22 protein-coding genes are annotated in these 22,087 nt (G+C 63.7%); 11 read left to right on the top strand and 11 right to left on the bottom strand.

Annotated elements, in window-relative coordinates; genetic code table 11:
• Positions 1–37 precede the first annotated feature (37 nt).
• From KUF59_RS41735 to KUF59_RS41715, 5 genes are all read left to right on the top strand, one after another.
• Positions 38–682, top strand: a complete 645-nt coding sequence (locus KUF59_RS41735; protein WP_212457862.1) for a response regulator transcription factor — start codon at positions 38–40, stop codon at positions 680–682.
• Positions 683–1,176: 494 nt separating this feature from the next.
• Positions 1,177–2,595, top strand: coding sequence for a threonine synthase (gene thrC, locus KUF59_RS41730; protein ID WP_212457861.1), 1,419 nt, complete (start codon positions 1,177–1,179; stop codon positions 2,593–2,595).
• The gene (locus KUF59_RS41725; RefSeq protein WP_212457860.1) at positions 2,592–3,881 is read left to right on the top strand and encodes a M16 family metallopeptidase; all 1,290 of its coding nucleotides are present in this window, start codon (positions 2,592–2,594) and stop codon (positions 3,879–3,881) included. Before thrC ends, KUF59_RS41725 begins: the two co-directional genes overlap by 4 nt.
• Positions 3,882–3,921: 40 nt before the next feature.
• Positions 3,922–4,509 (top strand): GNAT family N-acetyltransferase, encoded by a 588-nt coding sequence (locus KUF59_RS41720; protein WP_212457859.1) that lies wholly within the window; start codon positions 3,922–3,924, stop codon positions 4,507–4,509.
• Positions 4,510–4,689: 180 nt separating this feature from the next.
• Entirely contained in the window at positions 4,690–5,340 is a 651-nt protein-coding gene (locus KUF59_RS41715) for a hypothetical protein (RefSeq protein WP_212457858.1), read from the top strand.
• A gap of 292 nt (positions 5,341–5,632) precedes the next feature.
• Here KUF59_RS41715 and KUF59_RS41710 read toward each other — a convergent pair whose 3' ends face one another.
• The 5 genes from KUF59_RS41710 to KUF59_RS41690 form a co-directional block, all read right to left on the bottom strand.
• On the bottom strand, positions 5,633–6,118 hold the full coding sequence (locus tag KUF59_RS41710) for a F0F1 ATP synthase subunit B family protein (protein ID WP_212457857.1): 486 nt from the start codon (positions 6,116–6,118) through the stop codon (positions 5,633–5,635).
• 5 nt (positions 6,119–6,123) lie between these two features.
• Positions 6,124–6,690 (bottom strand): F0F1 ATP synthase subunit B, encoded by a 567-nt coding sequence (locus KUF59_RS41705; RefSeq protein WP_212457856.1) that lies wholly within the window; start codon positions 6,688–6,690, stop codon positions 6,124–6,126.
• Positions 6,691–6,749: 59 nt separating this feature from the next.
• Positions 6,750–6,977 (bottom strand): F0F1 ATP synthase subunit C, encoded by a 228-nt coding sequence (locus tag KUF59_RS41700; protein WP_018643436.1) that lies wholly within the window; start codon positions 6,975–6,977, stop codon positions 6,750–6,752.
• Between the two features lie 53 nt (positions 6,978–7,030).
• On the bottom strand, positions 7,031–7,780 hold the full coding sequence (locus KUF59_RS41695; RefSeq protein WP_212457855.1) for a F0F1 ATP synthase subunit A: 750 nt from the start codon (positions 7,778–7,780) through the stop codon (positions 7,031–7,033).
• A gap of 102 nt (positions 7,781–7,882) precedes the next feature.
• Entirely contained in the window at positions 7,883–8,257 is a 375-nt protein-coding gene (locus tag KUF59_RS41690) for an AtpZ/AtpI family protein (protein ID WP_212457854.1), read from the bottom strand.
• Positions 8,258–8,641: 384 nt separating this feature from the next.
• On the opposite strand from KUF59_RS41690, the gene KUF59_RS41685 reads away from it, so the two are divergent.
• Both KUF59_RS41685 and KUF59_RS41680 read left to right on the top strand, forming a co-directional pair.
• Positions 8,642–9,163, top strand: coding sequence for a hypothetical protein (locus tag KUF59_RS41685; protein ID WP_212457853.1), 522 nt, complete (start codon positions 8,642–8,644; stop codon positions 9,161–9,163).
• Between the two features lie 8 nt (positions 9,164–9,171).
• Positions 9,172–9,645 carry a secondary thiamine-phosphate synthase enzyme YjbQ gene (locus tag KUF59_RS41680; protein WP_212457852.1) on the top strand — a complete coding sequence of 158 codons (474 nt, stop codon included), beginning with the start codon at positions 9,172–9,174 and terminating at the stop codon, positions 9,643–9,645.
• A 59-nt stretch (positions 9,646–9,704) separates the two neighbouring features.
• Here KUF59_RS41680 and KUF59_RS41675 read toward each other — a convergent pair whose 3' ends face one another.
• A complete protein-coding gene (locus KUF59_RS41675; protein WP_212457851.1) occupies positions 9,705–11,330 on the bottom strand; it encodes an MFS transporter in 1,626 nt (541 codons plus the stop codon).
• Positions 11,331–11,680: 350 nt separating this feature from the next.
• Here KUF59_RS41675 and KUF59_RS41670 point away from each other — a divergent pair, with 350 nt between their 5' ends.
• Positions 11,681–12,352, top strand: coding sequence for a response regulator transcription factor (locus KUF59_RS41670; protein WP_212457850.1), 672 nt, complete (start codon positions 11,681–11,683; stop codon positions 12,350–12,352).
• A gap of 19 nt (positions 12,353–12,371) precedes the next feature.
• Here the strand turns inward: KUF59_RS41670 and eda are convergent, their stop codons facing one another.
• From eda to KUF59_RS41645, 5 genes are all read right to left on the bottom strand, one after another.
• On the bottom strand, positions 12,372–13,052 hold the full coding sequence (gene eda, locus KUF59_RS41665) for a bifunctional 4-hydroxy-2-oxoglutarate aldolase/2-dehydro-3-deoxy-phosphogluconate aldolase (protein ID WP_212457849.1): 681 nt from the start codon (positions 13,050–13,052) through the stop codon (positions 12,372–12,374).
• Positions 13,049–14,887: a phosphogluconate dehydratase gene (gene edd / locus KUF59_RS41660; protein ID WP_212457848.1), complete on the bottom strand. Its 1,839-nt coding sequence runs from the start codon at positions 14,885–14,887 to the stop codon at positions 13,049–13,051. The genes eda and edd overlap by 4 nt, the downstream gene beginning before the upstream one ends.
• A gap of 49 nt (positions 14,888–14,936) precedes the next feature.
• Positions 14,937–16,415, bottom strand: coding sequence for a glucose-6-phosphate dehydrogenase (gene zwf, locus KUF59_RS41655; protein ID WP_212457847.1), 1,479 nt, complete (start codon positions 16,413–16,415; stop codon positions 14,937–14,939).
• A gap of 58 nt (positions 16,416–16,473) precedes the next feature.
• Positions 16,474–17,379 (bottom strand): PfkB family carbohydrate kinase, encoded by a 906-nt coding sequence (locus KUF59_RS41650; RefSeq protein ID WP_249140261.1) that lies wholly within the window; start codon positions 17,377–17,379, stop codon positions 16,474–16,476.
• Positions 17,380–17,560: 181 nt separating this feature from the next.
• Positions 17,561–18,802 (bottom strand): ROK family transcriptional regulator, encoded by a 1,242-nt coding sequence (locus KUF59_RS41645; RefSeq protein WP_212457845.1) that lies wholly within the window; start codon positions 18,800–18,802, stop codon positions 17,561–17,563.
• A gap of 203 nt (positions 18,803–19,005) precedes the next feature.
• Here KUF59_RS41645 and KUF59_RS41640 point away from each other — a divergent pair, with 203 nt between their 5' ends.
• From KUF59_RS41640 to KUF59_RS41630, 3 genes are all read left to right on the top strand, one after another.
• Positions 19,006–20,025 (top strand): sugar ABC transporter substrate-binding protein, encoded by a 1,020-nt coding sequence (locus KUF59_RS41640; RefSeq protein WP_212457844.1) that lies wholly within the window; start codon positions 19,006–19,008, stop codon positions 20,023–20,025.
• Between the two features lie 124 nt (positions 20,026–20,149).
• Positions 20,150–21,232 (top strand): ABC transporter permease, encoded by a 1,083-nt coding sequence (locus tag KUF59_RS41635; protein WP_212457843.1) that lies wholly within the window; start codon positions 20,150–20,152, stop codon positions 21,230–21,232.
• Positions 21,208–22,017 carry an ATP-binding cassette domain-containing protein gene (locus KUF59_RS41630; protein WP_212457842.1) on the top strand — a complete coding sequence of 270 codons (810 nt, stop codon included), beginning with the start codon at positions 21,208–21,210 and terminating at the stop codon, positions 22,015–22,017. Before KUF59_RS41635 ends, KUF59_RS41630 begins: the two co-directional genes overlap by 25 nt.
• Positions 22,018–22,087: the final 70 nt, after the last annotated feature.

Genomic DNA, 22,087 nt, shown 5'->3' with positions numbered 1-22,087 from the left:
TCCCGACGCGCTATCAGTCGAGCAAAGAGGGCGCGCAATGCAAGACAACGCCAAGCCTGCGACCAGGGTATTGATCGTCGACGACCATCCCGTGGTGCTATCCGGTTGCCGGACTCTCCTCGCCGTCGACCAGTCGATCCGCATCGACGAGGCGGTCGACGCCAAGTCCGGTCACCGCGCCTATATCAGCAAACGTCCCGACGTCACCGTGATCGACATCGGCCTGCCCGATGTCTCCGGCTTCGAGCTGATGCGCCGCATCCGCAAGGACGATCCGGCCGCCAAGATCATCATGTTCAGCATGAACGACGATCCGGCTTTCGTGGTTCGCGCCGTCGAGCTCGGCGCGCAGGGCTACGTGTCCAAGGGCGACGATCCCAAGATCCTGTTGAAGGCGGTGCGCAAGGTCGTCGCCGGCGACAACTTCATCTCGCCGCAGCTTGCCGAAGCCGTGACGTTCTCGGGCGCTGCGATCAAGGCCAATCCGGCCTCGCAGATGACGCCGCGCGAATTGGAGATTTTGCGTCTGCTCGGCCGCGGCGACAAGATCGTCGAGGTCGCCGAGGCGCTCGGCATTTCCTACAAGACGGTCGCCAACACCACCTCGCTGTTGAAGCAGAAGCTCGGCGCCAAGAACCACTCCGACCTGATCCGCATTGCGGTTGCGATCGGACTGGATTGAGCGCGTCCTGAAGCGCGATGAAATCGGGTTGCATTGTCATCGCGCTTTAATTCTTTGTTTGGGCATGATCTCCGCGCAAACGCGTTCCGCGTTTGTCGCGAGGGAAAACCGCTGCACACTTTTCCGGATCATGCCCTTGCACCGGGAAAACTTGGAACAATCGTCGGTGCACGCGGTTTTTTGCACTTGACGATCCCACAGCGGCCGACGATAGCTCACCGCCTGCGATTTGACGGGGGGCGACCCGGACGAGGGATAAAGTAGGTCTGCACAAATTAACGACAGACCCTTCCAGGAGAGGGCTGCGGCAACCCCGCAGCCCTTTTTCTTGGGCCCAGGGTTCTTGGGCCCAGGGGCGACGCCGAAGCGGTTTCCCGATGCTGCAAAACGCTTTATGGTGCCGCCTAGTCTGTGACGCTTGAGACAAGTAACTTCATTAAAATCAAAGGTTTAGGCTTCAACTTAGGATTTGGGGCCGACCTTTGGAGGGCGGTTTGACGCGATATCTTTCGACCCGGGGCGAGGCCCCCGAGCTTGGCTTCTGCGACGTGATGCTGACCGGGCTTGCCCGCGACGGCGGCCTCTACGTGCCCGTCACCTGGCCGCAGCTCTCGCACGAGGCCATCGCAAAATTCTTCGGCCGTCCCTATTGGGAGGTCGCGGTCGACGTTATCCGCCCGTTCGCCGCTGGCGAGATTTCGGATGCCGAGCTTGGCCGCATGGCGAATGAAGCCTACGCCACTTTCCGCCATCCCGCTGTCGTGCCGCTGCGCCAGATGTCGCCGCACCAGTTCGTGCTCGAGCTGTTCCACGGCCCGACGCTGGCGTTCAAGGACGTCGCGATGCAGCTCATCTCGCGGCTGATGGATCACGTGCTCGCCAAGCGCGGCCAGCGCACCACCATCGTGGTTGCGACCTCGGGCGACACCGGCGGCGCCGCGGTCGAGGCTTTCGCGGGGCTGGAGAATGTCGATCTCATCGTGCTGTTTCCGGACGGCCGCATCTCCGACGTGCAGCGTCGCATGATGACGACGACGGGTGCTGCCAACGTGCATGCGCTCGCGATCGAAGGCACCTTTGACGATTGTCAGGCCATCGTGAAGGGGATGTTCAACCATCACCGCTTCCGCGACCAGGTCGCGCTATCAGGCGTCAACTCGATCAACTGGGCGCGCATCGTCGCGCAGGTCGTCTACTACTTCACCTCGGCCGTCGCCGTCGGCGCGCCGGCGCGGCAGGTCGACTTCACCGTGCCCACGGGCAATTTCGGCGACATCTTTGCGGGCTACGTCGCCAAGCGCATGGGCCTGCCGGTACGGACCTTGCGCATCGCCGCCAACGTCAACGACATCCTGGCGCGCACGCTCAAGACCGGCATCTACGAGGTGCGCGAGGTGCACGCCACGGCGTCGCCCTCGATGGACATCCAGATCTCCTCGAACTTCGAACGGCTGCTGTTCGAGGCGGGCAAGCGCGATGCGGGTGGCGTGCGCCGCCTGATGGATTCGCTGAAGCAGTCGGGCCGTTTCGTGCTGCCGGACGCAACGCTCGCGGCGGTGCGCGAGGAGTTCGACGCGGGACGCGCGGATGAGACCGAGACCTCGGCTGCGATCCGCGCCGCCTGGCGCGAGGCCGGCGAGCTCGTCGATCCCCACACCGCGGTGGCGCTGGCGGTGGCCGACCGCGACTCGACGGACACGGGGGTGCCCAACATCGTGCTGTCCACCGCGCATCCGGCGAAATTCCCCGACGCGGTCGAGGCGGCCTGCGGCGTGCGGCCGCAACTTCCCGCCTGGCTCGACGGATTGATGACCAAATCCGAACACATGAAGGTGATGAAAAACGACCAGGCTGAGGTCGAGCGGTTTGTGCTGTCGGTCAGCCGCGCCGCGAAACAGGGAGTCGCCGGATGAGCGTCGAGATCTCCAAGCTTGCGTCCGGCCTCACCATCGTCACCGACAACATGCCGCACGTCGAGACCGCCGCGCTCGGGGTCTGGGCCGGCGTCGGCGGGCGCGACGAGAAGCCGAACGAGCACGGCATCTCGCATCTGCTGGAGCACATGGCGTTCAAGGGCACGACGCGGCGTTCCTCGCGCGAAATCGTCGAGGAGATCGAGGCCGTCGGCGGTGACCTCAACGCCGGCACCTCGACCGAGACGACGTCCTATTATGCGCGGGTGATGAAGGCCGACGTGCCGCTGGCGCTCGACGTGCTCTCCGACATCCTCGCCAATCCGGCCTTCGAGCCGGACGAACTCGAGCGCGAGAAGAACGTCATCGTGCAGGAGATCGGCGCGGCGCAGGACACGCCCGACGACGTCGTGTTCGAGCATCTCAACGAGCTCTGCTACCCCGACCAGCCGATGGGCCGCTCGCTGCTCGGCACCGCCAAGACGCTGCGCGGCTTCAACCGCGACATGCTGCGCGGCTACCTGTCGACCCATTATCGTGGACCCGACATGGTGGTGGCCGCGGCCGGCGCGGTCGATCACAAGCAGGTGGTCGCCGAGGTCGAGAGGCGGTTTTCAAGCTTTGAAGGGACGCCCGGACCGAAGCCGCAGACAGCACAGTTCGGCAAGGGCGGTGCGAAGGTGGTGCACCGCGAGCTCGAGCAGGCGCATCTGACGCTGGCGCTGGAAGGCGTGCCGCAGACCGATCTGTCGCTGTTCTCGCTCCAGGTCTTCACCAACATCCTCGGCGGCGGAATGTCGTCGCGGCTGTTCCAGGAGGTGCGGGAGAAGCGGGGGCTCTGCTACTCGATCTACAGCTTCCATGCGCCCTATAGCGATACCGGTTTCTTCGGGCTCTATACCGGCACCGATCCCGCCGATGCGCCCGAGATGATGGAAGTCGTGGTCGACATCATCAATGATTCGGTGGAGACCCTGACCGAGGCCGAGATCGCGCGGGCCAAGGCGCAGATGAAGGCCGGCCTGTTGATGGCGCTGGAGAGCTGCTCCTCGCGCGCCGAGCAGCTTGCGCGGCATGTGCTGGCCTATGGCCGGCCGCAGACGGTCCAGGAATTGGTGGACCGAATCGATGGGGTCAGCGTTGAATCAACCCGCAACGCGGCGCGGGCGCTGTTATCGCGGAGCCGCCCTGCGGTGGTTGCATTGGGTAGCGGAAGGGGTCTGGACACGGCGGTGTCTTTTGCGGAAGGATTGACCAGGGCGCGAGCCAAGGCGCGGTTGCACTAGCACCTGACCTCGCGGGCTGACGCGCCCCGGGAAGCATCACATGGCCCTCTTTCGCCTGCCATCCAGTGGACCCGCCGCCCTCGCTCCACGCGGCAATGGCCTCCTGCTGCGCGCGCCGCAGATGTCGGATTTCCTGCAATGGGCACATTTGCGTGAAGCAAGTCGCGACTACCTGACGCCTTGGGAGCCGATCTGGCCCTCGGACGATCTGACTCGCTCGGGCTTCCGGCGGCGACTGCGCCGGTACACCGAGGATATCGCGGCCGACCGCTCCTATCCCTTCCTGATCTTCCGGGAACTGGACGGCGCGATGGTGGGCGGCATCACGCTCGCCAACGTCCGCCGCGGCATCGTCCAGGCCGGCACGATCGGGTACTGGGTCGGGCAGCCCCATGCCCATCGCGGCTACATGACCGCGGCGCTGCGGGTACTGCTGCCGACCCTGTTTGGCGAGCTCAATCTGCACCGGGTCGAGGCCGCCTGCATCCCCACCAATTTGCCGTCGATCCGGGTGCTGGAGAAGTGCGGCTTCTCCCGCGAAGGCCTGGCGCGGCGCTATCTCTGCATCAACGGGGTCTGGCAGGACCATCTGCTGTTCGGCCTGCTGCACGAGGATTTTCGCGGCTAACCAAGCCGAAAGTCTGGCTGTGGCCGCCTGTTTGCTGCCTTGGGTTCGCCGATTTTGACGATATAACCCGCGCTAGAGCGTTTTCGAGCGAAGTGGATACCGGTTCGCGTAAAGAAAACGCGTCAAAACAAGAGTCTAACCGGCAACTCGCCGGGGAGTGTCATGGAGTACAGGGCTTTCATGCGGAAAGAGCTTCGATCATCGCTGGGGATGCCAAGGCGAGGTCTCGTGATCGCGCTGGCCGCCTCGGTTGCGCTGGCCGCGGCCTCACCGGCCGCCGCCCAGTCGCTGACCGACCGTTTCAAGAGCCTGTTCGGCGGCAAGTCGGATGAACCGGCCCAGACGGCGCCCGCGCCCAACCAGCCCACTGAGGCGCCTGAGGTCGATTGTCCCCAGGTCACGGTGCGTTCCGGCGCGTCCACTTATGCGGTCGCGGCAGCGGGCAAGCAGGCGGTCGGCAACGACGTGCGCTACCAGGCCTCCATCACCAAGATGGCCCGCGAATGCATTCGCAACGGCGGCGAGATCACGGCCCGGGTCGGCATTCAGGGGCGCGTCGTCGCAGGTCCCGCAGGCGCCCCGTCGTCGGTCGAGGTTCCCTTGCGCATCGCCGTGGTTCAGGGCGGCGTCGGCGAGAAGGTGATTGCCTCCAAGGCCTACCGGACGACGGTCGAGATGTCCGAAGACGGCAGCGTCCCCTTCACCTTCGTCGCCGAGGATCTGGTCTATCCGCTGCCGTCCCCCGCGGTCGCCGACAACTACATCTTCTATGTCGGCTTCGACCCGCAGGCGCTGGCGGGATCGAAGGCGCCGGCGAAGAAGAAGAAGTAGCATCACTTGCAGCAAGCGAGGCGCTCTTACCCTCCCCTGGAGGGGGAGGGTCGGCTCACATTGAGCGCAGCGAAAATGTGAGCCGGGGTGGGGTGACGGTCCCTCCGCGTCGCGCATTCCCTGTGTTGAGAGATCACCCCACCCCGCTCGCGCTCCGCGCGATCGACCCTCCCCCTCCAGGGGAGGGTAAGAGAGGGCCCCAACCGCGTCGCCGGGCGATGACACCGAGCGCGGGTCAACAAAAAAGCCGGCGCTCATCGCGCCGGCTTTTTGATTGTCGAGGAAGCGTCCCTTAGTTCAGCTTCTGCCGAACCTCGGTGATGCCCTTGGCGAGCAAATCGTCGGCGACCTGGCCCTTGACCGACTGCGACAGGATCGTGGAAGCGGCCTGGACGGCGGCTTCGGCGGCTGCAGCGCGGACGTCGGCGAGTGCCTGGGCCTCGGCGAGCGCGATCTTGCTCTCCGCGGTCTTGGTCCTGCGGGCGACGAAATCTTCCATCTTCGCCTTGGCTTCAGTCGCGATACGCTCGGCTTCGGACTTGGCGTTGGCGATGATGTCGGCGGCCTCACGCTCGGCGCTGGCGCTGCGCGCCTTGTAGTCGGCGAGCACCTTGGCGGCCTCGTCTTTCAGACGCACGGCGTCATCGAGCTCCGCCTTGATGCGGGCGGCGCGATGATCGAGCGCGGTCATCGCCGACTTGAAGACCCCGAGATAGCCGAACACGACCATCAGGATCACGAAGGCGACGGCGACCCAGGTTTCAGGATCGAAGAACATATCGACTAACCCTTCAAGGACGCATCAACGGCGGCATTGACCGAGGCCGCATCCGGAACGACGCCGGTGAGCCGCTGCACGATGGTGCCTGCCGCATCGGCCGCGATGCCGCGGACGTTGCTCATGGCGGCGGCGCGGGTCGAGGCGATAGTCTTCTCCGCCTCGGCGAGCTTGGCCGCCAACTGCTCTTCCAGGGTCTTGCGCTCGGCTTCCGCCTGCGCATTCGCCTTGTCGCGGGATTCGTTGCCGATCGCCTGCGCCCGCGAACGCGCCGAAGCGAGCTCGCCTTCATAGGCTTTCAGCGCCGCTTCGGACTGATCCTTCAGCTTCTGCGCTTCGGCGAGGTCACCCTCGATCTTGTTCTGACGTGCCTCGATCGCACCGCCGACCTTCGGCAGAGCGAGCTTGGACACGATCACGTAAAGCAGGACGAAGAAGATCGCGAGCGACACCAGCTGCGAAGCAAAGGTGCTGCTCTCGAACGGCGGAAAGCCGCCGCTGTGATGACCGCCATCGGCTTCAGTGTGGGCTTTGGCCGTCTGGCCTTTTGCCCCGCCATGACTCTCGGCCATGGAGTACTCCTGTTGCTGTCACGCGCCGCTTCGGATGAAGCGGCGCGAAGGAAGTCGTCTCAGAAAACGAACAGCAGAAGCAGCGCGATCAGCAGCGAGAAAATGCCGAGCGCTTCGGTCACGGCGAAGCCGAAGATCAGGTTGCCGAACTGGCCCTGAGCAGCCGACGGGTTGCGGACGGCTGCGGCAAGGTAGTTGCCGAAGATCACGCCCACGCCGACGCCCGCGCCGCCCATGCCGATGCACGCGATGCCCGCGCCGATAAGTTTTGCTGCTGCCGGATCCATTTTAGACTCCTTGGAAGAAAGATAGGGTTGTGGGTGGAAATTCCCCGGACCGCCTAGTGTCCGGGATGAAGGGCGTCGTTGAGGTAGATGCAGGTCAGGATCGCAAACACATAGGCTTGCAGGAACGCGACCAGAATCTCGAGAGCGTACAGGGCGATCGTGAGCGCCAGCGGCAGCACGCCGCCGACCCAGCCGATGGCGCCGAGCGAGAAGCCCAGCATGGCGACGAAGCCCGCGAACACTTTCAGCGCGATGTGGCCGGCCAGCATGTTGGCGAACAGACGAATGCTGTGCGAGACCGGCCGCAGGAAGAACGACAGGACCTCGATGAACATGACCAGCGGCAGGATGTAGCCGGGAACGCCGTGAGGAACGAAGATGCTGAAGAATTTCAAGCCGTTCTTGTAGACGCCGTAGATCAGCACGGTGAAGAAGACCAGCAGCGCCAGCCCTACGGTGACGATGATATGGCTCGAGATCGTGAAAGTGTAGGGGATGATGCCGACCAGGTTCGAGACGCAGATGAACATGAACAGCGAGAAGATCAGCGGGAAGAACTTCATGCCTTCCGCGCCGGCGGTCGAACGGATCGTCGAAGCGACGAACTCGTAGGAGATTTCGGCGACCGACTGGAGGCGTCCCGGAATGAGCTGGCTGCCGCTCGCCAGCATCAGGAGCGAGATGATCGCCACGGCGATCAGCATGTAGAGCGATGAATTGGTGAAGGCGATCGTTTGATTGCCGATATGGCCGATCGTGAAGAGAGGCTCGATGTTGAACTGGTGGATCGGATCGATTTTCATCGGCGCGGCATCTCTTGGTCTGCCGGGCGAGCCGGCGGGTCTCGGTCTGCCGGCCGGGCCGGCTTGTACCGGTGGGGCCGGTACGAAATCTCATCTGGCCGGTTACGAGCCGCCGCGCCTACCTTGACCCGCGCCGGCCGACCTCACCACGTTCACGACGCCGGCCACGAAGCCCAGCAGCAGGAACACAATGAATCCGAAAGGCGACGTCGACAGCAAACGGTCGAAACCCCAGCCAATCCCCGCTCCGACAGCGACACCGGCGACCAACTCCGACGAAAGCCGGAAACCCAGCGCCATCGCCGAAGCTCTGGCTGCCGCATCTCCACTTTCACCTGCGGGTTGCTCCGTCTTCTCCCGGCGGTCGCGTAAATCCGACAGCCGCTGATCAAGACGTCCGAGCCTTGCGGAAAGCGCAGCTTCCTCGGGCGATTTACCGCCATTTCCATTCTCGCCGTGTCCCGTGCCCTGTGCCATGCAACGAAGACCCGAAACGCGCGCGGTTGAATGGAAATTAGGCCCGCCACCCTCAAAAGCCGCGCGGACCATACTGATGGCACCTAGCCAAGTCAAGCCAAGTCAAGATTGCGTCGCAATCGTCTATATCATTGATTTACTTGAGGATATTCAAAGATTTGTCGACGCTGCGCACAGCGTGGCGCCGCACCGCAGCAGCTCCTGTGGGCAACGCACGGTCAGAAGCGGATTTCGTCGCTCATCGCAGGTCGCAGGGAACGCGCCTCATGCGCGACCTGCGGGTGCGGTTTTGCGCGGATGGAGGCCTTTCCGAGCCGTGCGCGCGTCTGGCGGCGGGTGTAGGATCGGCACAACCCAAGCGATGTTCGCGACGGAGCCGGTGCGATGAGACCAGCGACATCATTCCCGAAATCAATGATCGCGATCGCAGCTGTTGCCGCGGCGCTGGCACTGGGCGGCGGCCTCGTCACCGCGCAATCCGCGCCTGACGGCGAGAACGGCCGCTTCACCATGACGCCGACGCCGGAGGGCGTGCTCCGGCTCGATACCCGCACCGGAACGGTGTCGACCTGCAGCAAGAACGGCACAGGCTGGGCCTGTTACGCGGTGCCCGACGAACGCACCGCGCTCGACGCCGAGATCGGACGGCTGCAGGCCGAGAACGAGAAGCTGAAGGCGCAACTGGCGGCCGGGCCCACGGTATCAGGCAAGATCGAGGACGCGCTGCCGAAATCGGACTCGCTGAAAAAGGGCGAGCCGAAAGTTGCGGAGGGCGAACGCAAGATCGAGATTCCGCTGCCGAGCGACCAGGATGTCGATCGCGTGATGTCGTTGCTCGAGCGCGCCTGGCGGCGGTTGATCGAGATGGCCATCCGCGTGCAGAAGGACGTCTCGGGAAGGATTTGAGAGTTTGAATGACACCTGAGAAGCACCTGACCCGTTCGGCGGCGTCGACCGTGCAAGTCACGTCTATCAGTACCTCTCTGCTCACAGCGCCGACGCCCGGCCGTGGCTTCGTTGATCTCACCGCCGAAGTCGCGAAGTTCATCAAGGATGTTCATGCACGCGACGGCGCGCTGACGCTGTTCATCCGCCACACCTCGGCCTCGCTGACGATCCAGGAAAATGCCGATCCGTCCGTGCTGGTCGATCTCACCACTGCGTTGTCGCGGCTGGCGCCGGAGAATGCGCCCTGGACGCATGACACGGAAGGACCTGACGACATGCCGGCGCACGTCAAGACCATGCTGACTGCGACGTCGCTCCATGTGCCGGTGCTGGGCGGTGCGCTCGCGCTCGGCACCTGGCAGGCGATCTATCTCATCGAGCATCGCAGCCGTCCGCATCGTCGCGAAATCGTGCTGCAATTCATCGGAGAGACGCGCTGACAAAACAAAACCGGCCGCGGAATCCGCGGCCGGTTCGTTTGGTTGATTGGTGCCGTCGATCAGGTCGCCTTGATGTCGACGTCCTTGGTCTCGGGCAGGAACAGGAAGCCGATCACGACCGTGATGGACGCGAAGATGATCGGGTACCAGAGACCTGCATAGATGTCGCCGGTCGAGGCCACGATCGCGAACGCGGTCGCGGGCAAGAGGCCGCCGAACCAGCCGTTGCCGATGTGGTAGGGCAGCGACATCGAGGTGTAGCGGATGCGGGTCGGGAACAGTTCGACCAGCATCGCGGCGATCGGGCCGTACACCATGGTCACATAGACGACCAGGACGAACAGCAGCCCGATGATCGCGGCCACCTGCGGACGGAAGATGTCGAGCGGATGCGCCATCTTCACGATGCCGGCGTCGCCCGCCTTGGGATAGCCGGCCGCCTGCACCGCCGCGGTGATCGCGGGGTTGCCGTCCTTGGCGTTCGCGTAGGCCACTTCCTTGCCGTTGACCATGACCTTCACGCCGGAGCCGGCCGGACCTGCGGTCGTCGCGTACTTGACCGACGACTGGGACAGGAAGGCGCGGGCGGTGTCGCAAGGCGCGGTGAAGACGCGGGTGCCGACCGGGTTGAACAGATCGCCGCAGCCTCCGGGATCGGCCACAACCTCGACCTTCGCGCTCTCGATCGCCTTTTCCAGCGCCGGGTTGGCGTTGGTGGTGATCATCTTGAAGATCGGGAAGAAGGTCAGCGCCGCGATCAGGCAGCCGCCGAGGATGATCGGCTTGCGGCCGATCTTGTCGGACAGCGCGCCGAACACGATGAAGAAGCCGGTGCCGAGCAGCAGCGACCAGGCGATCAAGAGGTTGGCGGTGTAGCCGTCGACCTTCAGGATCGATTGCAGGAAGAACAGCGCGTAGAACTGGCCGGTGTACCAGACCACGCCCTGGCCCATCACGCCGCCGAGCAGCGCGAGCAGGACGAGCTTGCCGTTCTGCCAGTTGCCGAAGGCTTCGGTCAGCGGCGCCTTCGAGCCCTTACCTTCGTCCTTCATCTTCTGGAAGATCGGCGATTCGTTCAGCCGCAGCCGGATCCAGACCGAGATGCCGAGCAGCAGCACCGAGACCAGGAACGGAATGCGCCAGCCCCACGCCGCGAAGTCGGCCTCGCCGAGCGCCGAGCGGGTGAACAGGATCACCAGCAGCGACAGGAACAGGCCGAGCGTCGCGGTGGTCTGGATGAAGGAGGTGTAGTAGCCGCGCTTGCCGTTCGGCGCGTGCTCCGCGACGTAGGTCGCGGCACCGCCATACTCGCCGCCGAGGGCGAGACCCTGGGCGAGGCGCAGCGCGATCAGGATGATCGGGGCCGCGATGCCGATGGTCGCCGCGTTCGGCAGGAGGCCGACGATGAAGGTCGACAGACCCATGATCAGGATGGTGACGAGGAAGGTGTATTTGCGGCCGACGATGTCGCCGACGCGGCCGAACACGATGGCGCCGAAGGGGCGCACCAGGAAGCCCGCGGCGAAGGCCAGCAGCGCGAAGATGTCACGGGTGGCCGGCGGATAGGCCGAGAAGAATTGTGCGCCGATGATGCCGGCGAGCGATCCGTAGAGGTAGAAATCGTACCATTCGAACACGGTACCGAGCGAGGAGGCGAGAATGACGAACCGTTCGTCCTTCGTCATCCCTCCTGCGCCAGCTTGGGACACAGCCATTGTCGACATGTTGAGTTCGCTCCCCGAAAATTCGTTGCTATCTCCCGGACGACCGGACGTGCCGGATCACCCTGGGCCTTGCGCTAAAGTAACATCGTCGTGAAACCTCCCCCAATACGACTTTCGGCCTTGCGCACTGACGTGCACCTGACGACCGGCCGTTCGATACCGTGCGGCAAAGCGGAGGTTTCGGATTAACCCCTTTGCAGCAAAGGGATAATGTGTACTTGCATGCCAGCGCCGGTCGGGGAAGAATTGGGTAAGCCCCCGGTGTGGTTGTCCCCACGTTGTCCACTCGGGCGTAACGACAGCAAGAGACGATGAACGCTCCCTCAACCCACCTTGTCATTGCCGATGATCATCCGCTGTTCCGCGACGCGTTGCGGCAGGCGGTGGCCGGCGTCCTGACCTCGGCCAAGATCGACGAGGCGGGATCGTTCGAGGATCTGACCAGGCTCCTGGAGCAGAACTCGGAAGTCGATTTGATCCTGCTCGATCTCTCGATGCCCGGAATCTCCGGTTTTTCCGGCCTGATCTATTTGCGGGCGCAATATCCGGCGATCCCGGTGGTCATCGTCTCCGCCTCCGACGACAGCGCCACCATCCGCCGCTCGCTGGATTTCGGCGCCTCGGGTTTCATTCCAAAACGGTTCGGCGTCGAGACCCTGCGCGACGCCATCCTCAAGGTGATGGAGGGCGATGTCTGGGTGCCCGCAGATACCGACCTGTCGGCGCCGGCGGATCCCGACATGTCGCGCCTGCGCGACCGGCTGGTGACGCTCACCCCGCAACAGGTGCGGGTGCTGATGATGCTGTCGGAGGGACTGCTCAATAAGCAGATCGCCTACGAGCTCGGCGTCTCCGAGGCGACCATCAAGGCCCACGTCTCCGCCATCCTGCAAAAGCTCGGGGTGGAAAGCCGCACCCAGGCCGTGATTGCCGCAGCCAAGATCGCCGGCAGCCAATGGAAGCAGGGCACGCCAACGGGGTGATCCCGTCCGTCGGCTCTTGCTAGGTCAGCAGCGTCATCTTGGAGTTCATACCCTGTCTTTGCCGCACGGAAGCCAGTGCGGCGGCGGCCCTGCTCGCAACGGTGATGGACGCCCAATCGCGTGCGGAGACCAGATTCCTTGGAGCCATCCAGGAGCCACCCACGCAGAGGACATTTGTCAGCTCCAGATATCGAGGCGCGCTTTGCCGAGTTATGCCGCCCGTGGGACAGAATTTGAGTTGCGGCAAGGGCGAGGCAAGTGAGGAAAGAAAATCAACGCCCCCGACCGACTCGGCAGGAAAGAATTTTGCAAACTGAAAGTTGCGTTCGATCAGGCCCAGTGCCTCGGATGCGCTCGAGACGCCCGGTAAGAGCGGGATCTCGCTCGTCTCCGCAGCGTCAAGCAGGCGATTGGTGTAACCTGGCGAAACGGCGAAACGCGCGCCGGCCCGCCTCGCTGCCTCGAGCTGCGTGGGTTCGATGATCGTTCCCGCGCCGACCTCGACGGTCTCGACCTCACTTGTAATCGCGCGGATCGAGTCGAGAGCTGCAGCCGTGCGAAGTGTGACTTCAATGACAGACAAGCCGCCGGCCGCCAGCGCACGTGCCAGAGGGATCGCATCCGAAGCAGTATCAAGAGAAATTACGGGAATGACCGGCGTCTTCGAGAGAGTTTCGCGCAGGCCTCGCTGCACGGTCATGTCGCCACTCCCTGAAAGATGCTTGCGCCATTGTCGGCACGACCAACGCGGTCGCGAAAAATTGCGAATAGCTCTCGTCCGACTCCGCTTTGTACGATGGACGAATCGAAACGCATCGGCTCCCGCGCCCTCCATTCTGCGGGATCGACGAGAACTTCGAGTCGGCCTGCAATGGCGTCAACTCTGATGAGGTCGCCATCGCATATTTTGGCGATTGTGCCCCCTTCGGCCGCTTCCGGCGTGACGTGAATGGCAGCCGGCACCTTGCCAGAGGCGCCCGAAAGCCTGCCGTCGGTCACGAGGGCGACTTTGAGACCACGATCCTGCAACACGCCGAGTGGGGGCATCAGCTTGTGCAACTCCGGCATTCCGTTGGCTCTCGGTCCCTGGAAGCGCATGACGATGACGAGATCGCTCGTGAGTTCTCCCGCCGCAAAGGCTTTCTGCAACTCTTCCTGGGAATGGAAGACGCGGGCAGGCGCTTCGATCACATGCCGTTGTGGCGCAACGGCTGATGTCTTGATGATGGCCGTCCCGATGTCGCCATTCAGGACTTTCAGCCCACCTGTCTTTTGAAAGGGCTCGGAAGCGCCTCGCAGCACGGAAGAATCACCGCTGGCCTGCGCTCCTTCATGCCAAGTTAGCGTTCCCTCGGAGCCGAGCTTCGGCTCGCTCAGGTATGCCGCCAGGCCATCGCCCGCGACTGTGGTGACGTTTGCGTGCAAGAGGCCGGCTCCGAGCAGTTCCCGGATCAGGAAGCTCATGCCGCCGGCGGCATGGAAATGGTTCACGTCTGCAGAACCGTTGGGATAGATCCGGGCCAAAAGCGGGCTGACCTCGGCGAGGTCAGCGAAATCGTCCCAGGTAAGAGTGAGGCCGGCCGCCGCGGCCATGGCAACCAGATGCAGCGTCAGATTGGTCGAACCGCCAGTGGCGTGCAGCCCCACGATGCCGTTGACGAAAGCGCGCTCGTCGAGCACGCGCCCGATCGGGGTGTACTGATTGCCGAGCGAGGTCATGTCCAATGCTCGCTCGGTCGCTGCGCAAGTGAGCGCATCGCGCAACGGCGTGTTCGGGTTCACGAAAGATGCGCCCGGCAGCTGAACGCCCATGATCTCCATCAGCATCTGGTTGGTGTTGGCCGTCCCGTAAAACGTGCACGTCCCCGCGCCGTGGTAGGCTTGCGCTTCCGCTTCCAGCAGAGCTTCGCGACCGAGCTTTCCTTCCGCGTAGGCCTGGCGGATTTTCGCTTTTTCGTTGTTGGCCAGGCCCGAGGTCATCGGCCCCGACGGAATGAAGACCGCGGGCAAATGCCCGAACGAGAGCGCGCCGATAACGAGGCCCGGCACGATCTTGTCGCAAATGCCGAGAAATACGGCGGCATCGAAGGTTTGATGCGACAGCGCGATCGCCGTGGACAAGGCGATGACCTCGCGCGAGAACAGCGAGAGCTCCATTCCCGCTTCGCCTTGTGTGATGCCGTCGCACATCGCCGGCACGCCGCCTGCGACCTGGGCAACACCCCCCGCTGCACGCGCGCTCTGTCGGATGAGTTCAGGGAAACGCTCGTAGGGCTGATGCGCCGAGAGCATATCGTTGTAGGCCGTGACAATTCCGAGGCTGGGAACGTGGCCATCCTGCATCAGCTTCTTGTCGTGCCCTCCGCAAGCAGCGAAGGCGTGGGCCTGGTTGGCGCATCCCAGTCGCCGCCGCACCGGCGTGCTCGCCGCGTTCGCAATGCGGTCGAGATAGCGTGCTCTTCTGTCGCCACTGCGCCGAGCGATGCGATCCGTCACTTCGGCGACGCGCGCATTGACCCTTGCTTCGATCGTCATACAGGCCTCCTGTTCGCGGATTGAGCATCGACTAAGCGCTGCTCCGTGGTCACGGGCCGTCCTCCATCCATGTTCGGCTGTCGCGTTCGATCAGCGCGACGGCGGCGGAGGGGCCCCAGCTGCCGGCAACATAGGGGCGCGGGATTTCATTCATCTGGCTCCACGCCTGACGGATCGGGTCGATCCAGCGCCATGCCGCCTCGACTTCATCCCGGCGCATGAACAAGGTCGCGTCTCCGCGGACCACATCCATCAACAGTCGTTCGTAAGCGTCCGGTACCGAGACGTCGAATGCTTCCGCAAAGCTCATGTCGAGCGGGACATATTGCAGCCGCATGCCGCCCGGCCCGGGCTCCTTGATCATGAGCCAGAGCTTGATTCCCTCGTCCGGCTGCAGGCGGATCACAAGCCGTGTCTGCACGGCCTTTCCCGAATTCGAATTGAAGATCGAATGCGGAACTTTCCTGAAGGTCACGACGATCTCGGAACTGCGTTGCTGCAACCGCTTTCCGGTGCGCAGGTAGAAGGGAACGCCGGTCCAGCGCCAGTTCGCAACGGCCGCCTTGAGCGCAACGAAAGTCTCGGTCGAGCTTGGGCGATCGGTGATTTCTTCCGCATAACCCGGAACCGCGATGCCGTCGCATGCGCCGGCGCGGTATTGGCCCGGCACGGTCAGGAATGCCGCGTTTGTTTCGTCGATCCGTTCGAGCGATTTCAGGATCTTGAGCTTCTCGTCGCGCACGGCGTCGGCTTCGAGCGAATGTGGCGGCTCCATCGCCACCAGGCAGAGCAGCTGCAAGAGATGGTTCTGCACCATGTCGCGCAGGGCGCCGGACTTGTCGTAGTAGGGGCCGCGCTCCTCCACGCCGATCGATTCGGCGACCGTAATCTGTACGTGGTCGATGTGAGCGGCATTCCACAGCGGCTCGAACAATGCGTTGGCGAACCGCAACGCCATCAAATTCTGCACCGTCTCCTTGCCGAGATAGTGATCGATCCGATAGACGCGTTCCTCCGGAAAGATCATGCCGACGGTTTGATTGAGGCGGATTGCGGACTCGAGATCCTTGCCGATCGGCTTCTCGATGACGATGCGGGAATCGCCTGTTGAAAGACCGTAGCGACCCAGCCTTTCGCAGATCGGTCCGAACAGATGCGGTGCCGTCGCCAGATAGTGGACCTGAACACGTTCGGCGTAGGCCGACAGGGCGGCTGCGAGTTCGGTCCACCCATTCTCGCCTTCTGCATCGGCAGCCATGTAGGAGATGCGGGCGAGGAAGCGATCGAGTTCGGGTCCCGTGGTTTCCGATTCCGGCACATGTTTCGTGACCGCCGCGCGCACCATGGCGAGGAAGTCATCCCGCGACATCGCACCGCGTGCGACGCCGAAAATAGTCGCTTCATCTGGTAGCTGGCCCGCAAAATCGCGTCGAAACAGCGCCGGCAACAGCTTGCGGCACGCCAGATCGCCCGTCGCTCCGAAGACGGTCAGGACGAAGGGAGCCACGGGAATCACGCGGCTTGTCATGAGCGAGCCTTTCTCAATTCGATCCCGTCCGATGGGCCGCGTTGCGTCCGTCACTCTGTCAAGCATGGCAAGGCTCCGTACTCGGCTCCGTACTCGCATCGATGTCGGCGGCGGTCGGCAGGTCGGCACCATCGCGGGAAACCGTGATGGCGGCGGCGGCCGTTGCGTAAGCGAGCAACTCGCGGATTGCGGACAGGTCGAGCGCGGCGATGGCCTCGGGATGCAGCCTGCCGGTCTTCGCAAGCTGCGCAAGCAGCGCGGCGTGGAATGTGTCGCCCGCGCCCACAGTGTCGCGCACGACCACGGGACGACCGGGCACCGAAACGCTGCCAGCGGCGGAAAAGGCGGTTGCTCCCTTCGCTCCCTCGGTCACCACCACCAGGCGCGCGCCGCACTTCAGCCAGTAAGCGGCCGCATCGGCAATCGAGAAGCGACCGCCCCACGCAATGCGAACATCCTCGTCGCTCGCCTTGATCATCGTGGCCATCAGGTAGAAGCGTTCCGCGGCGACGGCCCAGCTTTGCATATCGCTGACGACGGTTGGACGGACGTTCGCATCGACGCTAATGACGCGGCGACCATGCTCGCGTCGGGCGAGCGCGGCAAATGTGGTGCCGACCGGCTCGACCGCCATCGAATAAGAGCCGAAGGTCAGAGCCTGAATATCGTCCGGCAGCGCGCTGGGAAGGTGGGCAAGCCCAAGCGAACGGTCTGCCGCACCGTCGCCATGGAAAGCGTAATTCGGTTCACCGTCGTCGGTCGTCGCCACGATCGAAATCGTCGACGGGCGGTCGGTGCGCACGAGGAAGCCATCATCCACGCCTTCGCAAGCCAGCCTGTCCGCGAGGAACGCGCCGAAGTGATCGTGCGAGATGCCGCTCAGGAAGGCCGTTCGAACGCCAAGCCGGGCGAGACCAATGGCGACATTGAAGGGAGAGCCACCGGCAACGGCACGGGCCGACATTTCCGACCGGCCGGGCCTCGTCACGAACAGATCGATCAGGGCTTCGCCACAGACAAGAATCACGATGCGTCACCCCCGTTCATCGCGACAAGCCTCGAGACCGCCAGGCACGCGCGGGAGGAACGATCCGCGCCAGGCACGATGATGCGCTCGGAGTGGTCAGCCATGTCGTCGACCATGCTCATTCCTTGAAGAGTACGTCGTGATCGCGAGCGAATTCCGCGAGCAACGGCAAGGCCGCACCACCGATCGCGCGTGCATCACGCCCGATCGAGCCTTCCAACACCACGGCGTCGGTGAGGCCCTGCCGGTCCATGCGGGCCCAATGTTCATTTGTGCGCTCGACGAGGCGACGGCGCACATCGAGCGGAAAGGCTCCGTCGATGATGATGGCTTCAAAGTCGATCACGGCCAGCAACGCGGCGATGGCCTGGGCCAGGGCCTCGGCTGCTGCCGTAACCCACGCATCGAGCGGGTCCTCGAAGCTCGACCAGTCGTCGGGCGAGAGCCAGATATCAGTGCCGGGTCGACCGGCGGCGATCAGTCGGCGCTCGAGCTGATAGATGGAGGCGGTGCGGATCAACTGCTGGAGGCTTGTCTCTCCGGTGTCTTCCCGTCGCATGATCGGCATGGAGCCGAGCGCGCCGGCATTGCCGCTGCGACCCGGGAAGAGGCTGCCGTTCAGAACGATGCCGCCGCCGATGAAGGCGCCAATGTAGAAGTAGGCGAAATCCCGGTACGCTGCGCCGGCACCGAAGGTGAGTTCGGCCGCGCATGCCGAAGTCGCGTCGTTGCAGACGTGCACCGGCCAAGGGCCGAAGCGGCGCGAGAGTTCAGCGGCGACGTTGAAATCACGCCACTTGCCGAGCACGCCGGGCGGCGTTTGCAGATCGGCTTCCCAGTTCCACAGCTCAAATGGCATCGCAACGCCAAGGCCGCTGATCCTGCCGTGCTGGGCTTCTGGCAATTCGGCGAGAAGATCCGGCATCTCGCGTTCCGCAAATGCCATGATCTCTTCGGGCACCGGGAACGAATAGATCGCGCGGCGTCTGGCCCGGATGCCGGCGGTGAAGTCCATCAACACGAGATCGGAGCTGCGCCGGCCGATCATCAGACCGAGACCAAAAGCGCCGTCTGGGTTGAGCGAGTAGGGGACAGAGGGCTGCCCGATCCGGCCTCGCTGCGGTTCGCCGGCAAGGAGCAGCCCGTCGGCTTCCAGCCGATTGATGATCACGGTCGTGGTTTGAGTCGACAGGCCGGTGAGGCGCGCGATCTCGACTTTGGCGAGACTGCGATGGCGCCGGATGAGGGAGAGGATCAGGCGCTCGTTATACAGTCTCACGCCCGTCTGGGTGGTGCCGCGGCTTCCGCCCGGCAACGCCGTCGGCGGGCTAACCGCTCCAACCGGTGCTGTTTCTTCCATCCTCGGCTCCGCAAGCGCCTTGGTCATTTGCCCAGCAAGTTCGCTTCCCAAGGCGGTCGATCACTACAATGAACGCAGTCGAGGGTGGGTGTCAATTAATAAGTCGGGATGATTTATTTATTGACAGGGCCGTTCTCGTCCTCTTAGGATCGTCCAACACGCGGACGAACCGCGCAGGCAACAAATGCTCCAGGAGGGAATACATGCGTCAGTCATTCGGACTATTCGCAGCACTCGCGCTGACTTTGGGCGCCACGAGCGCTTTCGCCGCCGACAAGCCGATCGTCGGGCTCATCACCAAGACCAACACCAATCCGTTCTTCGTGAAGATGAAGGCTGGCGCCGAGGAGGCGGCCAAGGCCAATGATGTCGAGCTGCGATCCTTCGCCGGAAAGGTCGACGGTGACAATGAAGGCCAGGTGGCGGCCATCGAGAACCTGATCGCCGCCGGTGCCAAAGGCATCCTGATCACACCGAACGACTCCCGCGCCATCGTTCCGGCCGTCGAGAAGGCACGGGCCGCGGGCATTTTGGTCATTGCCCTCGATACCCCGCTCGATCCGGCGAATGCGGCGGACGCGACGTTTGCCACCGACAATTTCCTGGCGGGTCAATTGATCGGCCAGTGGGCCGCCAAGACGCTGGGCGCCAAGGCGGCATCGGCGAAGATCGCGCTACTGGACCTGAACGTGAACCAGATCTCGGTCGATGTCGCCCGCGATCAGGGTTTTCTGAAAGGCTTTGGCATCGATCTCGGCAACCCCGCCAAGATCGGCGACGAGAAGGATGCGCGCATCGTTGGCCATGATGTGACCCTCGGCAGCGAGGAGGGCGGCCGCAAGGCGATGGAGAACTTGCTGCAGAAGGATCCCGGCATCTCGCTCGTCTATACCATCAACGAGCCTGCGGCAGCCGGAGCCTACGAGGCCCTGCGCTCGGTCGGTCGCGACAAGGACGTGCTGATCGTTTCGGTCGACGGCGGTTGCCCCGGCGTGCGCAACGTGAAGGACGGCGTCATCGGTGCCACCTCCATGCAGTTCCCGTTGCTGATGGCGGCGAAAGGCGTCGAGGCGGTGAAGGCGTTCGCGTCCGGCGGCGGCAAGCCGAAGGCGTCGCCGGGCCTGGACTTCGTCAACACCGGTGTCGAGCTCGTCACCGACAAGCCGGCCGGCGAGATGCCGTCGATCGACAGCGCCGCCGCCTTGAAGAAGTGCTGGGGCTGATCTCACGCTTGACTTGTAGCCGCTGGCAAGGACTGGCGCCCGCGATCCGGGCGCCAGAGAAAGCCGGGAACGCTTGCCCCCAGATTGGATGGGCAGCTCTCTGCATGTAACGAGGAAAACGGCCATGACCGATATCGGCAGTAGCCGCCCCGCTGCCCAGGCCTTCGAGCTCGTGCTCGACAAGGGCGAGAGCCGCGTGGCCGAGTTCGAGGTCCGTGCAAGATCGCCGCTGCAGAAGCTTCAGCACTTCCTGCACGCCAATCCGACGGCGGTGCCGGCGATTGTGCTCCTGCTCAGCGTTGCGGCGTTCGGCTTCACCGTCGGCTCGCGCTTTCTCTCGACGTTCAACCTGTCGCTGATCATCCAGCAGGTCACGATCATCGGCGTGATCGGGGCGGCGCAGACGCTGATCGTGATCACCGCCGGCATCGATCTGTCGGTTGGGGCGATCATGGTGCTGTGCTCCATCATCATGGGCAAGCTTGCGGTCACCCTGGGACTGCCAGCCCCAATCGCGCTCCTTGTCGGCGTCGCGGCGGGTGCCGGCTGCGGCGTGCTCAATGGTGCGCTCGTGACCCGGCTCAAGCTGCCACCCTTTATCGTCACGCTCGGGACATGGTCGATCTTTTTCGCGCTCAATCTCTGGTATTCGGCGTCCGAGACCATCCGCTCGCAGGAGGTCGCGAAAATCGCCCCGTTGCTGCAGGCATTGGGAACGCCGGTGAACGTCCTTGGCGCTCGTTTCACCTACGGCTCCTTCTTCATGCTCGGGCTCGTCGCATTGATCTGGTTCGTGCTCAATCGCACAGCCTTCGGGCGCCATCTCTATGCGGTCGGCGACGATCCCGATGCGGCGCGGCTTTCCGGCATCCGAACCGACCGCATCCTCTTCAGCGTCTATGTGATCGCCGGCGTGATTTGCGCGCTCGGTGCCTGGACGTTGATCGGGCGCATTGGTTCGATCAGCCCGCAGGCCGGCCAGACGGCCAATCTGGACAGCATCACGGCGGTGGTCGTCGGTGGTGCCAGCCTGTTCGGCGGGCGCGGTTCGATTATCGGCACGCTGATCGGCGCCCTCATCGTCGGCGTATTCCGCAACGGGCTCGCTCTGTCCGATGTCGACGTGCTCTGGCAGGAATTCGCCGTCGGCTGGCTGATCATCATCGCTGTGGCGCTCGATCAATGGATTCGCAAGGTGTCGGCATGAGCACAGGACCGAACGCAAGACCGCTTCTACAGGCGCGCGGTTTGAACAAGCGCTATGGCCGTGTGACGGCGCTTGATAACGCCGATTTCGATCTCTATCCGGGCGAGATCCTGGCCGTGATCGGGGACAATGGGGCGGGAAAGTCCTCGCTCATTCGTGCGCTGTCGGGAGCACTTGTTCCCGACTCGGGCGAGATCAGACTCGATGACAGGCCAGTCGCGTTCCGCTCGCCGCTCGACGCGCAGGCCGCGGGCATTGAAACCGTCCATCAGACGCTTGCGCTGTCTCCGAGCCTTTCGATCGCCGACAACATGTTTCTCGGTCGTGAATTACGCAGGGCGGGTCCGCTTGGCACGGTCTGCCGCATGCTCGATCGCAAGGGCATGCAGCGTATCGCCCGCGAGAAGCTTACCGAGCTTGGTCTCATGACCGTGCAAAGCATCAATCAGCGCGTCGAGACACTATCGGGCGGTCAGCGCCAGGGCGTAGCGGTAGCAAGGGCTGCGGCCTTCGGCTCGCGCGTCGTGATCATGGACGAGCCGACTGCGGCGCTCGGCGTCAAGGAATCGCGTCGCGTGCTCGAATTGATCCTCGATGTGCGACGGCGCGGCGTTTCGGTCGTCCTGATCAGCCACAACATGCCGCACGTATTCGAGATCGCCGATCGCATCCATATCCATCGGCTTGGTCGGCGGCTCACCGTAATTGATCCCAAAGCTTATACGATGTCGGATGCGGTGGCCTTCATGACTGGCGCGCGGGTACCGATCGAAGTTGCCGCGTGACGGCAGTCTGCACGCTGATTCCGGTTCAAGCGTGCAATGTTTCAGCTTGAATCGTCACCGGCGCGCTTTA

It is taken from the genome of Bradyrhizobium arachidis, assembly GCF_024758505.1.
In the GTDB taxonomy this organism is placed as follows: Bacteria; Pseudomonadota; Alphaproteobacteria; order Rhizobiales; family Xanthobacteraceae; genus Bradyrhizobium; species Bradyrhizobium manausense_C.
The sequence above is the reverse complement of the archived record's forward strand: the minus strand, read 5'-3'. Positions and strand labels throughout refer to the sequence as shown.